The 14,407-nt window shown below is 51.9% G+C and carries 19 protein-coding genes and 1 pseudogene; 6 read left to right on the top strand and 14 right to left on the bottom strand.

Annotation, left to right across the window (positions count from 1 at the left end):
• Window position 1 precedes the first annotated feature (1 nt).
• From CCE92_RS01635 to CCE92_RS01655, 5 genes and pseudogenes are all read right to left on the bottom strand, one after another.
• Window positions 2–217: an acyl-CoA carboxylase biotin carboxyl carrier protein subunit gene (locus tag CCE92_RS01635; RefSeq protein WP_088005780.1), complete on the bottom strand. Its 216-nt coding sequence runs from the start codon at window positions 215–217 to the stop codon at window positions 2–4.
• Window positions 214–1,565, bottom strand: a pseudogene (locus CCE92_RS01640) (acetyl-CoA carboxylase biotin carboxylase subunit). Before CCE92_RS01640 ends, CCE92_RS01635 begins: the two are co-directional and overlap by 4 nt.
• Before the next feature lie 96 nt (window positions 1,566–1,661).
• Entirely contained in the window at window positions 1,662–2,417 is a 756-nt protein-coding gene (locus CCE92_RS01645; RefSeq protein WP_088005781.1) for an enoyl-CoA hydratase/isomerase family protein, read from the bottom strand.
• A 130-nt stretch (window positions 2,418–2,547) separates the two neighbouring features.
• Complete coding sequence (gene rpmF, locus CCE92_RS01650; RefSeq protein ID WP_088005782.1) at window positions 2,548–2,721, bottom strand: 50S ribosomal protein L32; 174 nt, start codon at window positions 2,719–2,721, stop codon at window positions 2,548–2,550.
• Between the two features lie 23 nt (window positions 2,722–2,744).
• Window positions 2,745–3,278: a YceD family protein gene (locus tag CCE92_RS01655; RefSeq protein ID WP_088005783.1), complete on the bottom strand. Its 534-nt coding sequence runs from the start codon at window positions 3,276–3,278 to the stop codon at window positions 2,745–2,747.
• A 128-nt stretch (window positions 3,279–3,406) separates the two neighbouring features.
• On the opposite strand from CCE92_RS01655, the gene CCE92_RS01660 reads away from it, so the two are divergent.
• Entirely contained in the window at window positions 3,407–4,606 is a 1,200-nt protein-coding gene (locus tag CCE92_RS01660) for a nucleotidyltransferase (RefSeq protein WP_088005784.1), read from the top strand.
• Here CCE92_RS01660 and CCE92_RS01665 read toward each other — a convergent pair.
• Genes CCE92_RS01665 through rsmD form a run of 3 tightly spaced genes read right to left on the bottom strand, consistent with a single transcriptional unit; the run spans window position 4,594 to window position 6,714 of the window.
• Window positions 4,594–5,616, bottom strand: a complete 1,023-nt coding sequence (locus CCE92_RS01665) for a SepM family pheromone-processing serine protease (RefSeq protein ID WP_088005785.1) — start codon at window positions 5,614–5,616, stop codon at window positions 4,594–4,596. The genes CCE92_RS01660 and CCE92_RS01665 overlap by 13 nt on opposite strands.
• A 13-nt stretch (window positions 5,617–5,629) precedes the next feature.
• Window positions 5,630–6,115, bottom strand: coding sequence for a pantetheine-phosphate adenylyltransferase (gene coaD / locus CCE92_RS01670; protein WP_088005786.1), 486 nt, complete (start codon window positions 6,113–6,115; stop codon window positions 5,630–5,632).
• 2 nt (window positions 6,116–6,117) lie between these two features.
• Entirely contained in the window at window positions 6,118–6,714 is a 597-nt protein-coding gene (rsmD, locus tag CCE92_RS01675; RefSeq protein ID WP_088005787.1) for a 16S rRNA (guanine(966)-N(2))-methyltransferase RsmD, read from the bottom strand.
• Window positions 6,715–6,876: 162 nt separating this feature from the next.
• Here rsmD and CCE92_RS01680 point away from each other — a divergent pair, with 162 nt between their 5' ends.
• The gene (locus tag CCE92_RS01680; protein WP_088005788.1) at window positions 6,877–7,257 is read left to right on the top strand and encodes a DUF7147 family protein; all 381 of its coding nucleotides are present in this window, start codon (window positions 6,877–6,879) and stop codon (window positions 7,255–7,257) included.
• A gap of 12 nt (window positions 7,258–7,269) precedes the next feature.
• On the opposite strand, the gene CCE92_RS01685 is transcribed toward CCE92_RS01680, so the two are convergent.
• Window positions 7,270–7,542 carry a YlbG family protein gene (locus CCE92_RS01685; RefSeq protein WP_088005789.1) on the bottom strand — a complete coding sequence of 91 codons (273 nt, stop codon included), beginning with the start codon at window positions 7,540–7,542 and terminating at the stop codon, window positions 7,270–7,272.
• 132 nt (window positions 7,543–7,674) lie between these two features.
• Here CCE92_RS01685 and CCE92_RS01690 point away from each other — a divergent pair, with 132 nt between their 5' ends.
• Window positions 7,675–8,592 (top strand): glycerophosphodiester phosphodiesterase family protein, encoded by a 918-nt coding sequence (locus tag CCE92_RS01690; RefSeq protein ID WP_088005790.1) that lies wholly within the window; start codon window positions 7,675–7,677, stop codon window positions 8,590–8,592.
• Window positions 8,593–8,664: 72 nt separating this feature from the next.
• Here the strand turns inward: CCE92_RS01690 and CCE92_RS01695 are convergent, their stop codons facing one another.
• The gene (locus CCE92_RS01695; RefSeq protein ID WP_088005791.1) at window positions 8,665–9,111 is read right to left on the bottom strand and encodes a YlbF/YmcA family competence regulator; all 447 of its coding nucleotides are present in this window, start codon (window positions 9,109–9,111) and stop codon (window positions 8,665–8,667) included.
• Between the two features lie 72 nt (window positions 9,112–9,183).
• Here CCE92_RS01695 and CCE92_RS01700 point away from each other — a divergent pair, with 72 nt between their 5' ends.
• A complete protein-coding gene (locus CCE92_RS01700; protein ID WP_088005792.1) occupies window positions 9,184–9,669 on the top strand; it encodes a PaaI family thioesterase in 486 nt (161 codons plus the stop codon).
• On the opposite strand, the gene CCE92_RS01705 is transcribed toward CCE92_RS01700, so the two are convergent.
• Entirely contained in the window at window positions 9,644–10,756 is a 1,113-nt protein-coding gene (locus CCE92_RS01705) for a CAP domain-containing protein (RefSeq protein ID WP_088005793.1), read from the bottom strand. The two genes, CCE92_RS01700 and CCE92_RS01705, sit on opposite strands and share 26 nt — an antisense overlap.
• 150 nt (window positions 10,757–10,906) lie before the next feature.
• Here CCE92_RS01705 and CCE92_RS01710 point away from each other — a divergent pair, with 150 nt between their 5' ends.
• Window positions 10,907–11,272 carry a YugN family protein gene (locus tag CCE92_RS01710; RefSeq protein ID WP_088005794.1) on the top strand — a complete coding sequence of 122 codons (366 nt, stop codon included), beginning with the start codon at window positions 10,907–10,909 and terminating at the stop codon, window positions 11,270–11,272.
• Window positions 11,273–11,367: 95 nt separating this feature from the next.
• A complete protein-coding gene (gene ytvI, locus CCE92_RS01715; protein ID WP_088005795.1) occupies window positions 11,368–12,432 on the top strand; it encodes a sporulation integral membrane protein YtvI in 1,065 nt (354 codons plus the stop codon).
• A gap of 66 nt (window positions 12,433–12,498) precedes the next feature.
• Here ytvI and CCE92_RS01720 read toward each other — a convergent pair whose 3' ends face one another.
• From CCE92_RS01720 to ctaF, 3 genes are all read right to left on the bottom strand, one after another.
• Window positions 12,499–12,960, bottom strand: a complete 462-nt coding sequence (locus CCE92_RS01720; RefSeq protein WP_088005796.1) for a DUF420 domain-containing protein — start codon at window positions 12,958–12,960, stop codon at window positions 12,499–12,501.
• A gap of 33 nt (window positions 12,961–12,993) precedes the next feature.
• Complete coding sequence (ctaG, locus tag CCE92_RS01725) at window positions 12,994–13,920, bottom strand: cytochrome c oxidase assembly factor CtaG (RefSeq protein ID WP_088005797.1); 927 nt, start codon at window positions 13,918–13,920, stop codon at window positions 12,994–12,996.
• A 154-nt stretch (window positions 13,921–14,074) separates the two neighbouring features.
• Window positions 14,075–14,407, bottom strand: coding sequence for a cytochrome c oxidase subunit IVB (gene ctaF, locus CCE92_RS01730; RefSeq protein ID WP_088005798.1), 333 nt, complete (start codon window positions 14,405–14,407; stop codon window positions 14,075–14,077).

Genomic DNA, 14,407 nt, shown 5'->3' on the forward strand with positions numbered 1-14,407 from the left:
CTTATTCGCTGACTGTCAAAAGTGTGTCGCCCTCGTTTACGAATGCGCCGGTCTCCACGTTCACGCTTTCGACTTTCCCGGCGAATTCCGCTTCGACAGGAATTTCCATCTTCATCGATTCAAGTGTGCAAACCGCCTGTCCCGCTTCAATTGCCTGTCCTTCCGCCACCAACACATTCAGTACAGTTCCTGCCATTGTCGCTTTCAATTCTTTCATGATTTCTGTTCCTCCTTATTTTTTGCCAGCCACGCTGGAAGCGTAGCTGTCGTGTAGTCGCCTTTCTTGAATGCTTCAGCTTCCAGCAGCTGCTGGAAAAGCGGAAGGTTCGTCTTCACTCCTTCTATCGCAGCGGAAGCAAAGAATGAACGGGATTTTTCCAGCGCCTCTTCGCGGTTCGCTCCTGTGATGATCACTTTCGCAATCATCGGATCGTAATGGGGCGTAATCGTATTGCCGCTGTCATAGCCGCTGTCGATCCGCGCCTCTCCGTCTCCCCACTCAATCCTTTCAAGTTTACCGGGTGACGGGAAAAACGTGACCGGGTCCTCTGCATAAATCCGGTACTCGATGGCGTGTCCGGCCGAATCGATTTCTTCCTGAGACGGCAAGCTTTGACCCCCGGCGACATTCAGCTGCCATTCGACCAAATCCGTCCCCGTCACTTCTTCCGTAACCGGATGCTCGACCTGGAGTCTCGTATTCATCTCGAGGAAATAAAACCGGTTATCCCTGTCCACGATAAACTCGACAGTCCCGGCATTCCGGTACCCGACCGCCTGCCCGCCCGGACAGCAGCCTCGCAAAGCGCCCGCCGCGTCTCTTCCGGAAGCGCGGGCGACGGCGATTCTTCGATCACTTTCTGATTGCGGCGCTGGACGGAACAGTTCCGTTCAAACAAATGAAGGACGTTCCCGTTCCCATCCCCGAAAATCTGTACTTCAATATGCCGGGCTTCCGGCAGGAACTTCTCCAGGAAAACGAGGTCATCCCCGAAATAAGCTTTCGCCCGGTTCTTGACTGAATCAAACTGCTGAGTGAGCGCTTGCTCATTCTCACAGCGGATCATCCCGATGCCGCCGCCTCCCGCACTCGCTTTCAGCATGATCGGGTAACCGATCCGAGCCGCCTCCCGCAAAGCCTCTTCTGCTGTGGCGACGCCTTCTTCCGTGCCAGGCACCACTGGCACACCAGCCGCCTGCATCGTTCTTCGGGCTTCGATCTTGTCTCCCATTTTCTCAATCGTTCCGGCAGCAGGTCCGATGAATAAAAGACCGGCATCTTCCGTTTTTTTAGCAAAAGCCGCATTTTCCGACAGCAGGCCATAACCCGGATGGATAGCGTCTGCCTTAAGCCGCTTCGCTTCTTCAATGATTCTGTCCGCCTGCAGATACGATTGGGCCACTTGCGCAGGTCCGATCAGGACTGCTTCATCCGCCTCTTTCACGTAAGGAAGCTCCGCATCCGCTTCCGAATGGACGGCGACTGTAGAAATTCCGAGCCGTTTGCATGTCCGGATGATTCGGCGGGCGATTTCTCCCCGGTTTGCGATCAGAACTTTTTTCATAATATGTACCCCCTGTGTTTGATCCCCCACCTTTATAGAATATACGAAATTTGAAAGCGATTTCAACTTTTCTTATTAACCTGTCCGTCCTGAGGGTCAGCTCTTCCCGGATTTACGGAAAAATTCCCCCACAGCCTCATGGTGCGCTTCAGCCTCCCACAGTTTCGCACACCGCCTCACTTCCTTGGCGACCCGCTCCCGGAGTCCGGCCGTTTCCCACCTTTCCTTGGCTAGCTGCTTATAAGCGGCATGCACATCGGGATGCACGCGGAGAAACTGTCTGAAGAACGCGGATATGTCCTCTTCGGACCGATAAATTTCAGTCGCCCATCCTTTTTCCATCAATTCGCCAGCTGTGAATACACCGGCGGATGACAGCATACGGAGAGCCGTACTGTGCGGCAGCGTCTCCAGAAGGAAGCTTCCTCCGCCCCACCCTGTCGTAATGGCAAGCGTACCTTGGATGAAACCGCACTTCGCTTCCTCGTGCACCAGACGGAAATCACAGGCAGTCGCGATTTCGCATCCGCCGCCTACTGCTGTTCCGTTCACAATCGCTACAACAGGCACAGGCAGCGTTTTCAGTTTAAATAGAAGGCCTGCCATTCTGTCGAGCATCGGAAAAGCCTCCCGTTCCGTTTTCAGTTCGTGGAAAACCGACAAGTCCCCGCCGGAGCAGAATGCCTGTGTGCCGGCGCCGGTGACGGCAGCACAGCGGATATTACGCTCCCGCGCCTCGCTGATGAATTTCTCAAGACCGTCCATGACTTCGCTGTTCACTGCATTCCGGATTCCGGGCCGGTCAATCGTGAACGTAAGGATTCCTTCAGATTCTTCTATCCGGTATGCCACTTCTCCTCATCTCCTCTTCCGCAGCCGTATTTCCGGCTTCTGCCTATGTATCTAAACCTTTTATCTTCCATTGCAAAAAGACCGTCAAGAGCCATGGTCTCTTGACGGTCTTAGATCAGCAAATACACACTTATTTGCTGACGACTTCTTTTCCTTTGTAGTGACCGCATTCTTTGCAGACACGGTGAGCCAGCTTCGGTTCGCCACAGTTCGGGCAAGAGATCATACCAGGCACTTCAAGTTTGAAGTGTGTACGGCGCTTTCTCTTCTTGGTTTTGGAAGTTCTTCTGAATGGTACAGCCATTGGTGACACCTCCTTAAAAGGATCTATTCCTCGGACTGATCAAAGAATTTGGCCAGACCGGCCAGTCTCGGATCAGTTTTCGGTTTTTCATTCTCAGCCTCTTCGCGCAGCTGGTCTTCCGTCTTGTACGACCAATCAGCTCCACCTTCGATGACAACATCGTCGGCACCTTCTCTGAACACCTGGAGCGGTATTTCAAGCAGAATCAGTTCCTCCAGAACAGGCTGGAGATCGATGACATCCCCTTCCACCGCATGCACGTTTTCGTCTTCCGACTCATCCGCATATTCGCCCCACTCGAAAATTTCATCCGATCTTATGTTGAACGGAAGTTCGACATCTTCCCATGTTTTTGCACAAGGAAGAATCAGGACGCCTTCAAGCCGCAGGTGGCATGTCATCTTTTTCGAACCGATGTCGCAATGTCCCGTGACATGCACGGGTGAAATAGCCCGGATTTCGGAGTTCCGGTCCATGACTTCGTCAAGCCGGACCGTTTCGTCCAGTTCCATTCCGTTTCGCTGGTGTTTTTGAAGTTGCATTACCGACCATTTCATTTGTAACCACCTCAAGACAACAAAATTGATTATATAACGCACGGGAAGTGATGTCAAGATAATTTCTTGTCACCGTCCGCTCATCCTCGTTATAATTGAACTATCATTTTAACAGAGGGGCGACTTGAATGAAAGCAACTGGAATCGTGGTGGAGTATAACCCTTTCCACAATGGGCACTTACATCACGCCGCGCAGGCACGGGAGATTTCCGGCGCAGACGCCGTAATTGCCGTGATGAGCGGACAATTCCTGCAGCGGGGTGAACCCGCTTTCACCGACAAATGGACAAGAACGCGGATGGCGCTGGCCGGCGGCGTTGATCTGGTGGTGGAGCTGCCGTATGTTTTTTCAACAGCACAGGCCGCTGAATTCGCAAAAGGGGCTCTCGCCATCTTGGATGCCGTCCGCTGTGAATCCTTCGTCTTCGGCAGTGAGCAAGGCGATATCGGGCCTTTTCTCCGTACATTCGACTTCCTGGCCAGCCGCCGGGGGGAATATGAAGCTGAAATCAGCCGGGCGATCCGGACCGGCATCAGCTATCCTAAGGCGATGAACGACGCTTACGCTTCTGTGACAAAAGGGGATGCCGCCTTCGCGGATCTGACGAAACCGAACAACATCCTCGGCTATCATTATGTGGAAGCGGCCAAACGGCTAGGCTCTCCCATCCGGCCGCTTACCATCAAGCGTCTCGGGGCTGGTTATCATGATCCGTTATCCCCTTCCGAGCAAATCGCGAGCGCTACAGGCATCCGGAAGGCAGTCAGCGACGGAGCGGAACCGGATGAACTGACAGGTTTTCTCCCGACCGCTTCGCTGGATGAACTGGTCCGGTTCCATTCCGAGTACGGCTGCTTCGGCGGCTGGCCTGCCTTCTATCCCATGCTACGTACTTCCCTATTAAGAGACCGGCCGCAGCGGCTTGCGGATTATGCGGAAGTAGCGGAAGGGATCGAGCACCTTTTGGCAGATGCTGCAGTTTCTGCCGAAACTTTCGCTTCATTCATGAATACAGTGAAATCAAAACGGTATACATGGACACGCATCCAGCGCATGCTCACCCATATCCTGACAGGGTTTACGTGGGAAGAGCTCAGGCGCTTCGAACTGCCGGAATATGTCCGTATACTCGGAATGACTGCCAAAGGCAGAAGCTATTTAAATACATACAAAAAAGAGATCGGACTTCCCATCATTAGCCGCGCTGCAGATTTACGCAGCGGGATGGGAGCCGTCGATCTCCATGCATCGCGTATTTACTTGGCCGGCATAGGGGAAACTGATTTGAAAAAAGAATTCCGGATGCCCCCGATCTACGCCGGCTGAAGGGTCTCGAGATATTCGAGTGCGTCGTCGAACGTCCGGACCGGAACAATCTCCATATCCGTCCCGAGCTCTTCAGCAATTCGGGCGGCTACTGAATAGTTGCTCAGCAGGTCCCCCGTCTCATCATCCGGAGCGAAAAAGATGTCGATGTCTTCCTGATCGGCCGCCATGACCTTTTGGTCTATTCCGCCGATCCGGCCGACTTCGCCGTCCGCGGTCAATGTGCCAGTGCCCGCAATGTCATATCCCTTCGTTATGTCTTCTTCGACGAGCTGGTTATAGATTTCCAGGGAAAACATCAGTCCGGCTGATGGGCCGCCGATCCGGTCGGACTGGATTGTGATATCCGGTTCGGTTTCGATCTCAAGGTCTTCAGCGAAAGCGATGCCGAGACCGATCCGGCCATCACTTCCGGGAATTTCCGCCAGTGTGATTTCTTCTTCCACTGTTCTTCCGTTCCGGTCAGCTGTGACCGTCACAATTTCACCAGCCTCTTTTCCCGATAAATAATCCAGGAACTTTTCCAGTGATTCATACTCGCGTCCATCGATGGCCGCGATCCGGTCTCCGGGTTCCAGTATCCCTTCTGCAGCCGCATCCGGCAGGATGTTAGTAACGAACACCCCTTCCCGGCTGACGTTAAATTCCTCACCTGCTTCACCGTAGGCCACCTGGATTGCATTCAGCTGAGAAGCGGACATCAGCTGAAGCTGTCTCACATTATATTCATTCTCGCTCTCGTGCGGGTTCCGGAACTCTTCTGGCCTCACGATCTTGTAGCCGTCTGCAATATTCGCCCAAGCGTAAAGTGCAGGGGTCGCCTGCATCATAGTGACTGTCATCAGGCTCAGCGTCCCTTCGTCATCTTCATCCCCATTCTCCACCTCGACCAGCGGGGCGAGTTCGAAAGCGTTCCCTGGACGGGTGATATATGAATCGAGGGGATACAGCGAGAGAAGCAGCGCTGCAGCAACGACTGTCAGAAAAAAAAGGGCTTGTCCTTTTCTCATCCGCCGCCCTCCTTTATTGTTGATCAAATTTCAAAGTCAGCGCTTTCCGGACCGTTTCCGGTACGAGTTCACTGATATCTCCTCCGTATTTCGCCACTTCTTTAACGATACTCGAACTCAAAAAAGAATATTGATTGTTGGTCATCATGAACACCGTTTCAAGCTGTTCGCTCAGTACCCGGTTCATGGAAGTGATCTGCATCTCGTATTCGAAATCCGAAACGGCACGCAGGCCGCGGACGACTGCATGCGCGTTCACTTCCCGGGCATAATCGACCAGCAGCCCTTGGAACGTCTCCACTTTCACATTTGGTATATCCGCGGTTACGGCTTCGATCAGCCTCACCCGCTCTTCTGAACTAAAGAGGGGGTTCTTCGATGAATTATTCAGCACCACGATATAGAGATCGTCAAATATGACCGCCGCCCGCTTGATGATATCAAGGTGGCCGAGCGTCACCGGATCAAAGCTTCCCGGTACGACTGCCGTTTTCCCCATTCTCATTCCTCTCCTCTCTGTCTGAGGCGGTAAAAGGATACCGCCGTGCCGCCGTACTCGGCGAGCCGGTACCGGCTGAAATGTTCTGTCTCTGCCGCCAGTCCGCTGCCGGAGTCGTGTTCACAGACCACTGTGGCACCGTCTGCCAGTATGCCTGCTGCGGCTGCAGTCTCCATCAGGCGATAGGCTCCGCTTTTTTTATAGGGTGGATCAAGGAAAAGCAAATCGGCGATGATACCTTTTTTGGCCATTGCCCGGATCGCCTGGCCGGCATCTGCCCGGTATACCTCCGCCTGCTCGCTAAACCGGCTTTTCGCCAGATTGAATTGAATGACTTCGACCGCTTTCTGATTCTTATCTGTAAAAATCGCCCGGTCAAAGCCCCTGCTGAGCGCTTCGATCGCCAGTCCGCCGCTTCCTGCGAACAGGTCGATTGCCGTCCCTCCTTCAAAGAATGGGCCTATGATGTTGAAAATGGACTCCTTTACTTTGTCGGCAGTCGGACGTGTCTGAACGCCCGGAACAGCTTTCAGCGGAATCCCTCTGGCGGTCCCTGCAATTACACGCATATGCGGCCCCTCCTTTTTTGATATTTTCATTCATCAATTCAGCCAGTCCGGCCAGTTCCCGTCCGCAGAAGCCGAAAACAGGCGGCAGCGGCCGTCCGGCGCTTCCGGAGTCTTCTCTGCGGAGCGGTCCAGCCACCCGGTACTCATCTCCCGGTTTGCGTGGTAAAATATGAACGGAAAGGATGTGTCATGATGAATCAGCGGTTTATTGAACTTGGGGAAGGGTTCGGGGATGTTTTCGAGTTATGTGAATTGATCCGCACGAATGCGGCGCGTTTTACGAACGGTTTTATTTTTGCCTCGGAAAATCCGGACGGCAAACCGATATTGTCGGTCGCAGCGGCATTCTCCCCTGGTGGCGACAGCAATTTCACACCGATCTATATTTGCAGGGAAGGCATTCAGCCGGAATCAAAACGCCTCCGGATGGCCATCGAAAGCATGCAGGCCGCGGGCAAGGAACCGATCAGCCTCGACGTGAAGCCGTCCCGGCTTTTTGCGGATAAAGAGCTGTACTACAGTTACTTGATCGGGATTCTGCGCCTTAATCACTTCCTGCCGCCGCTTAGATAGACGGCAGGACAGTCAGAGCCCCATTTTATAGTCGTATTCTTTCGCTTTATCAGGTTTCGCATTTTCAAATTCCGTTTTCAGGAATGGACGATATGATTCCTGCACTTTTTTTACGTACGGCAGCTTTTCCAGCTTTTCTTTCATCGCAGCAGCGGACTCCTGGTCCACGTACACGACAGCGTACTTCAATTTCCTTGATATGAATTGGACATGGCCATACTTCCGCAGGGATTTCGCCTGTTTCAGATGATTGACGTATACGATAAGTCCTTGGCGATCACGCATAAATATCCCTCTTTTCTCAGTTTTTAGAATACCATAGAGGATAATTTAACCGCAACCTGCCGCAATTCACAGAAACAGGTTAAATCGGTATAATGGTTGTATTCGGTAATTTTGAGGAGGTCTACATAGTCTATGGGAAAGAAAACGAAAGTCGGTTTCGCCGTAGCGGCAGCTGGAGCCGCCGCCTGGGCCGGTTCAAAAGCGCTCGTCCAGCCCGAGCCGAGATCCGCAAAGCAAGCGATCAGTTATGAAAAACCGATAGTTCTAGCTCACCGCGGCGGAATGGCTCTTGCCCCGGAGCATACAATGGCAGCATTCAAAAAGGCGGCAGATCTTGGAGTGGATGGTTTCGAGACGGACATCCGGCTAACCAGGGATGAAGAGATCATCATGTTCCATGACGAGTACGTCGACCGGACATCCGATGGCGCTGGCCGTGTAGCCGAGATGACACTCGAGGAACTTCGCAGCCTCGATTTCGGCTATCAGTTCACTGATCTCGACGGGGAATATTCCTTCCGTGGAAAAGGCGAAAAAGTGGTGACCCTGCAAGAACTGCTACGCCGTTTCCCTGAAATGCTGATCAATATCGATATAAAGGATGCACCGGACACTTATGAGGGCAGTTTGATGCCATCCAAGCTCTGGCGGCTCCTGGAATCGGAAGATGCCCTGGATCGGGTCGTCGTCACCAGTTTCTACGACGAACAAATCGACCGCTTCAATCTTTACGCACAAAACCGGACGGCGATCGGCGCCGGAGTGAATGAAATCAAAAAAGCTTATTCGGCGTTCTCCAGCCAGTTCGGACATCTTTACAGTCCGCGGGCCGATGTGTTCCAAATCCCAGTCCGGTATAATGTCATCCGGCTCGACTCTCCGCGTCTGATCGCGTTTCTCCGTGAGCTGAATGTGCCCGTCCATTACTGGGTCATCGACAGTAAGGATGAAATGAAAATCCTTCTTGCCAGCGGAGCGAAAGGGATTGTAACGGACCGCCCCGACTTGGCAGTGGATGTCGTCTCAACCCATATCGCCAAACAGGAATAATAAAAAATGTGCAACGCTCTGTTGCACATTTTCTTTATCTTGTTCTCCTGTATTGGCGGGAAAGCATTCGCCTTAAGCCGAGCATGAACAGGCGCTGCCGGAACCGCAGCCGCCGCTGCATGATGAAGCTGAAGCGAAAAACGGATTCCCCGATGGGATCTTCACTGCTTCCGAAACGGCACGGCCGATCATGAAGCTCACTTCATCGAGCAAGTCCTGAAGCTCGGTTTCCGCAAGCCGGAGAGCGGCCACTTTCTCGTCCATGTCCAATGCCCGCTTATCGATCCTGATCTGTTTCATGATCCGCGAATAATCCGGGTGGTATTTGCCGAAGCGCTGCACTTCCTCGTACTGGTCCTTCAGCCGCTGGAAAGCCGTTATTCTTGCCGCCAGTCCGCTGTCGCCATAAACCGCTTCATATGCATGTCTGTACTGGACGACTTGTTCGGATTGCAGGATCATGCCGCTAAGTTCATCACCGGCTTCTGTAATCCGTACCCAATCAGAGGTCATAAGCATCGAACTTCCTCCTTTGCAACTTTATCATAGCAGATTTTTATTATTTTGGCACAGAAAGAAAGGTTGTCCGGTATGCAGCATTTATTGACACAATTCCAGCAGCTCCTGAGCAGCAGCACTCCTGAAGAGATCGAACTGCTCAGCGAACTGCTGGAAAAATTACGCCAGAAACAACAAGGGCATTTTTCCACTTCCCTCAGCGCGGTCCTCGGGTTGAAGAAAGAGCTCCATGAAGACAGCTGCTCTGTTTCTGTGCCAAACAATGGATGGATCCATAATTCTTCTGGAATCCCCCATGGCGGCATCTTGGCGACACTGGCGGATACCGCCATGGGGATATTGGCGACAAGCAAATGCCCTGAAGGGTTCTCTGCCGTCACGGTGAATTTCAATATCCACTATCTTTCTGTCGCAGATGGCACTGAAATCATTGCGGATGCGACCATTGTTCGCCAGGGCCGTCACCTCATTACATCGGAATGCGGAATCAGGCAGCCGGATGGCCGAGAAATCGCCATAGCGACAGGCTCATTCATGGCTGTGCCGAAACAGAGCTGACCGGCTCTTCCTCCGGCTCTTCGACCGGTTCTTCACCGGAAGTCTCCTGCCGGATGAACTCCTGTGTATAGAAATGATTAAAAGCTCCTGCGCCGGTATGCGTGAAGTCGTTGGACAGCAAGGTCTTCCGATGATCTTCCGAGTTCAGCCAGCCATGGATCGCTTCCGCTGCATCATAGTACTCCATGGCCGTGTTCTCGGCAGCTTTTTCATAATCAATCTCAGCGGATTCCAGTCGGTCGGCCAGACTTAATGGCTCTTCCGAATTGGCTGCCAGCCGGGTGCCTGCTGCTTTCACACTGAATTCGCGGGCGATCTCACTCAGTTCCGGAAGTTCTTCCAATGGTTCCGCTCCATGACGGATCCGGTACACGTTAGAAAGGTCCAGGATCTGTCTGGCATTCGCCGCATCGACCGCCGGCTGGAGAACCGATGACGGCCTTTCCCTCGGCTGGAGTTCACCCATGTAAATCATATCATACGGCCGGTGCGCAATTAACGTGCGGGCATCCATGAACCTGACCGCTTCCAGGATTCCATCCTCCTGATCAAGGTAGAGCTGGGCGTAGACATCACCGAGTTTCACAAGAATCCGGCTTTTCAGATCTTCCGGTGCTACATGGAATGTATATACATTGCCGTCGTATTCCGCGGCGATTTCACTTTCAACAATCGTAAATCTGTAGAGTTCTTCAAGAGACTGGCCGATGGTAAAAGGGGACACATCGGCGCTTTCGCCTGCCGCGTATACCTGAACGACCTTCCCTTCTTCTATTCCTGCCATGAGGAATTCATCGAGAGGGCTGTTATAAACCCACCAAATATAGCCGAATGCGGACGGCTCGATCCGGTCCGGCTCCCCGAATTCGGCCAGCCATTCTTCAGAAGATTTTCCAATGAATGACGAGACGCCCTCTTCCGGCCTTGCAGTCCCGGAAGATATTCCGGCAGACGGCTGATCGGCAGGGAGCGGTTCAATCGTCTCAGGCGCCTGGAGGGTCTCGTTTTCCTGGATCGGGGAGTCCCATATAAAAAGCAAGAGCATCACAGCCGCTGCTGCAACCGTAAAGCGAATGACTTTCTTCAAAAATACAACCCCTTCACGTACGATTGACTTCCATTATACCTGCCGCCTGTTGATGACACAATGTTGTCATTGCATCCCTTAATTTTTTGATCTATTATAGAAGAAGCATGAGTAAATTGAGATAGCACTATTTCTGAGGAGGAACGCTGAATGTATTTCGAGAATACAGGACTGGAGAATACACGCGCAGATATCCAGGTAGTAACGGATATCATGCACAAATATGATTTGACGAGTGAAGGTGCATGGGATTATGAGCGGGTCACTTTCGACCGTAAATTCGTCATCCGTGAAGGCGTATACTACCTTCGGGTGTTCGGCTTTGCGGTGAACGGCGACATCGATGCAAATGATGCCATGGTCCAGCTGATGAAACCGGTCCTCGGTAAGCATTACTATCCGCATGGAATCGAGTATGGTGAAGATGAGGTCTTTCCGGAACACCTCGTCAAAACTTGCTTCGATGTCCTGAATTCAATAAAAGCCGATTTGCAGGAATTCGAAGTGCGTGTATGATGGAATGCTGCAGCCTGTTTGCGGGCTGCAGTTTTTTCTTCCCCCTTATTTTTTCAGACTTTTTCATCAACATTCCACAATGACGGAGGAACGCTATGAATACCGGTAAATGGTTCAATAAGAAAACAGTCGGGACTCTTGCAGCGATTGGCGTATTGCTGGTGTTTGCTGTCTACATCCTCCCCGTCTCCCTCCCGCTGCTCGTCGCACTTGTCACGGCGTTTCTGCTCGAGCCGCCTGTCGCGTGGGCCTGCAGGCGATTTAAATGGCCGCGGAAGCCTTCTGTAATCGCCGTATTCATTCTATTCCTGCTCTTTATCACCGCAGTTCTCTACTTTACGGTGACTCAACTGATCGGCCAGCTGATCCAGCTGTCCAAAACCGCTCCTGTTTATATGGATTCACTTTCGGAAACCTGGCTCAATATCGAATCCTTTTTCTTCCGGGCTGCCGAAGGGCTGCCGGAAGAAGTGGTTGCTGTATTCGAAGAGGAATTTGCAGGGTTCCTGGTCAGTGTGCGGGAAAGTGTCCTGACGTTCGTTAATTACGATACGGTCACGGGACTGCTGACCGGGATACCTGGGTTTCTCGTGAGTTTCCTCGTGTTCCTTATTGCGCTTTTCCTGTTTATGCTGGAACTCCCGAATCTTAAAATGCTGTTCTTCCGTCAGCTGAAAGATGAGACGGCCGATAAAGTCCGCTTCATGCTGGCCAGAATGCACCGGACGATTTTCGGATTCATGAAAGCTCAGTTCCTCGTCAGTCTGGTCATCTTTGCAGCTTCATTGATTGGCCTGTTCATCGTCATTCCCGAATACGCCATCGTCATGTCCCTTGTCATCTGGGTGATCGATCTGATTCCGATCCTTGGATCCATACTGATCCTCGCACCATGGTCGGCATACCAGTTCGTAGCCGGAAACACAGTGCTTGGCATCGAACTCAGCATTCTGGCGTTCGTCCTGCTGCTGATCCGGCGGACCATGGAACCGAAAGTGATGGGCACCTATATCGGGCTGTCCCCGCTTGCGACACTCATTTCCATGTTCCTCGGCCTTAAATTGTTCGGACTGCTCGGATTCATCATTGGTCCGCTCATCGTCATCCTGTATACTTCCGCCCGCGATGCCGAAATGATCAAATGGCGCTTTAAAATTTAATAGCTGAAAACAGGGGCTGCCCTGAGTCGTCGATGCGACTCGTGGCAGCCCCTGTTCTTATTCTGATCAAAAACCGAGAATGGCCTTGAAGACCGATGTCGTTTCGCCGCCTTTATAGAATACATAAAGCAGCAGGTATACGATGACACCCGTGATGGCCGTAAAAAACCAAATGATACTGGTGACTGGGCCAAGTTTCCGGTGGATATTCAGCCGGTTCCGATAACCCGTTGTAATCGATACAAGACCGAAGACCGCCCCGGTAGTCGCCAGGAAAATATGGAAGATCAAGAACACAGTATAGTATACTTTGTACGCTTCCGGCCCTCCGAAGGACGTGTTGCCGATAAAGATGGTCCGGGACATATAAATGATAAAGAAGGTCAGAGCGGCAGCCCCTGCTGTCCACATCACTTTCTTATGAGCTTCAACTTTCCCGTTCGCCACCAAATACCAACCGATTGCAACAAGGGTGGCACTGATGACGATGAAGGCGGTGCTTAATGTAGGTAGCAGCGGCAGACTCATGGACAGAATTCTCCTTTTTCAAATGCTTTCGTTTTAATGCTGACCGTGCTGATTGGCAAGCATCGCCTGACGGTCTTTCAGTGCTTTTGCCGTGATTTCGTCAGCATCATCCTGTTCGCGTCGGAACCACTGATAGAAGACCATGCCGAGGAAGTAAGTCATGATCAATTCCTGCAGTACTTTCATCGCAATCCCGCCGACCTGCTGGTCTTCAAGGGGACTCATGTTCGTAAACAATTCAGGGCCAGTAAGATTGAGGCCAGCCAGTGTGGAAGCCGGAACACAAAGTGCCATTGCTTCCAGCCATGCTTCCGGGTCTGAATATGTTGCGTAAAAAGGGACATCCCCGAAAATGATCAGCGCACAAGCAGGCGTCAGCATGGCGCCCCCTGCCACAATGTAGATGACCCGTGTCAGTCCATGGACCTGGTATGTGTCATGCAATGTGTTCATGATCGGCCACCACATAAAGAACGCCGACAGGAACAGGATGAGCGTATAGACTCCATGGAGAGTTGCATCCTGTTTGATGATATCGAATACCATCGGCAGGTGATAGAACGAAAAGATGACACCGAACAAGAACAGCGGGATGTAAGGCAATCCCATGACTTTGAAAACCGTCCGGATCACCGGAAGGCGGATAAAAGCAGCCCACACCCAAGCCGGAATCCCCGCAATCAGCAAAGGCGGGACTAAAAATAACAGGAAAGCCATCTGTGTCATATGCACAGAGAACAGGATATGACCGAGCAGATCGACCGGCGATCCTTTAATGATGTACAGGAGCACCATGCCCGATAGGAACGCCGCGGCTTCTTTCCGGGTCAAAGGTTCGCTCACCTCAAACTCGTGGCGCCATTTCACTGTAATCAAAAAATAAAGAACGGTTAAAAAAACAAGGACGCCGATGAACACCGGACTCCACAATGCCTGAAAACCGAAAATACTGAGGGGCATATCAATTACCTCCTTGCAGTCCAATTAGTTCAATTATATAAGCCGCCTCCTTGTATATCAATGAACGAATCATGACATTTGTTCTCAGAGAACCTCTATTCCCGAAGGCAGGCGGCATAAAAAAACCCTTCACCCGAAGGCGAAGGGGAACTGATCAGATCCAGATAATAGTTACGAACGTGATCAGGATGGTAAAAGCGATCAGAAGGCCGCCATAGAAAAAGAAGATCGGCGTTCCGTGGCCTTTCTCTTTAGCATGCATGAAATAGTACAGCTGCAGTCCGACCTGCACTGCTGCCAGGAGCAGAATGGTCGGAACAACATAGTAAGCTGAAAAATCAGCAGCCACAGCGGTGAACGCGACGAGCGTCAAAAATATCATCAGAGCGAACGTCGCGACCTGCCCGCGCATCTCTTCTTCACGTTTCCGTTTGGCGTACTCAAACTCAGCCTGGGTTTTTTTACGAGTCTCGACTTCGTGTGCCAT

The sequence above is a fragment of the Indiicoccus explosivorum genome (genome assembly GCF_002167005.1).
Classification (GTDB): Bacteria; Bacillota; Bacilli; order Bacillales_A; family Planococcaceae; genus Indiicoccus; species Indiicoccus explosivorum.

What these genes read in the sequence shown, in the direction of transcription:
- rsmD (WP_088005787.1), bottom strand. Translation starts at nt 6,714, where the DNA reads ATGAAAATATCAAAAAAGGAGGGGCCGCATATGCGTGTAATTGCAGGG.
- CCE92_RS01685 (WP_088005789.1), bottom strand. Translation starts at nt 7,542, where the DNA reads ATGCGTGATCGCCAAGGACTTATCGTATACGTCAATCATCTGAAACAG.
- CCE92_RS01700 (WP_088005792.1), top strand. Translation starts at nt 9,184, where the DNA reads ATGCAGCATTTATTGACACAATTCCAGCAGCTCCTGAGCAGCAGCACT.
- CCE92_RS01720 (WP_088005796.1), bottom strand. Translation starts at nt 12,960, where the DNA reads ATGAGTCTGCCGCTGCTACCTACATTAAGCACCGCCTTCATCGTCATC.
- ctaG (WP_088005797.1), bottom strand. Translation starts at nt 13,920, where the DNA reads ATGCCCCTCAGTATTTTCGGTTTTCAGGCATTGTGGAGTCCGGTGTTC.
- CCE92_RS01690 (WP_088005790.1), top strand. Translation starts at nt 7,675, where the DNA reads ATGGGAAAGAAAACGAAAGTCGGTTTCGCCGTAGCGGCAGCTGGAGCC.
- CCE92_RS01635 (WP_088005780.1), bottom strand. Translation starts at nt 217, where the DNA reads ATGAAAGAATTGAAAGCGACAATGGCAGGAACTGTACTGAATGTGTTG.
- CCE92_RS01695 (WP_088005791.1), bottom strand. Translation starts at nt 9,111, where the DNA reads ATGCTTATGACCTCTGATTGGGTACGGATTACAGAAGCCGGTGATGAA.
- CCE92_RS01660 (WP_088005784.1), top strand. Translation starts at nt 3,407, where the DNA reads ATGAAAGCAACTGGAATCGTGGTGGAGTATAACCCTTTCCACAATGGG.
- ctaF (WP_088005798.1), bottom strand. Translation starts at nt 14,407, where the DNA reads ATGGCACACGAAGTCGAGACTCGTAAAAAAACCCAGGCTGAGTTTGAG.
- CCE92_RS01680 (WP_088005788.1), top strand. Translation starts at nt 6,877, where the DNA reads ATGAATCAGCGGTTTATTGAACTTGGGGAAGGGTTCGGGGATGTTTTC.
- rpmF (WP_088005782.1), bottom strand. Translation starts at nt 2,721, where the DNA reads ATGGCTGTACCATTCAGAAGAACTTCCAAAACCAAGAAGAGAAAGCGC.
- CCE92_RS01710 (WP_088005794.1), top strand. Translation starts at nt 10,907, where the DNA reads ATGTATTTCGAGAATACAGGACTGGAGAATACACGCGCAGATATCCAG.
- CCE92_RS01655 (WP_088005783.1), bottom strand. Translation starts at nt 3,278, where the DNA reads ATGAAATGGTCGGTAATGCAACTTCAAAAACACCAGCGAAACGGAATG.
- coaD (WP_088005786.1), bottom strand. Translation starts at nt 6,115, where the DNA reads ATGGGGAAAACGGCAGTCGTACCGGGAAGCTTTGATCCGGTGACGCTC.
- CCE92_RS01665 (WP_088005785.1), bottom strand. Translation starts at nt 5,616, where the DNA reads ATGAGAAAAGGACAAGCCCTTTTTTTTCTGACAGTCGTTGCTGCAGCG.
- ytvI (WP_088005795.1), top strand. Translation starts at nt 11,368, where the DNA reads ATGAATACCGGTAAATGGTTCAATAAGAAAACAGTCGGGACTCTTGCA.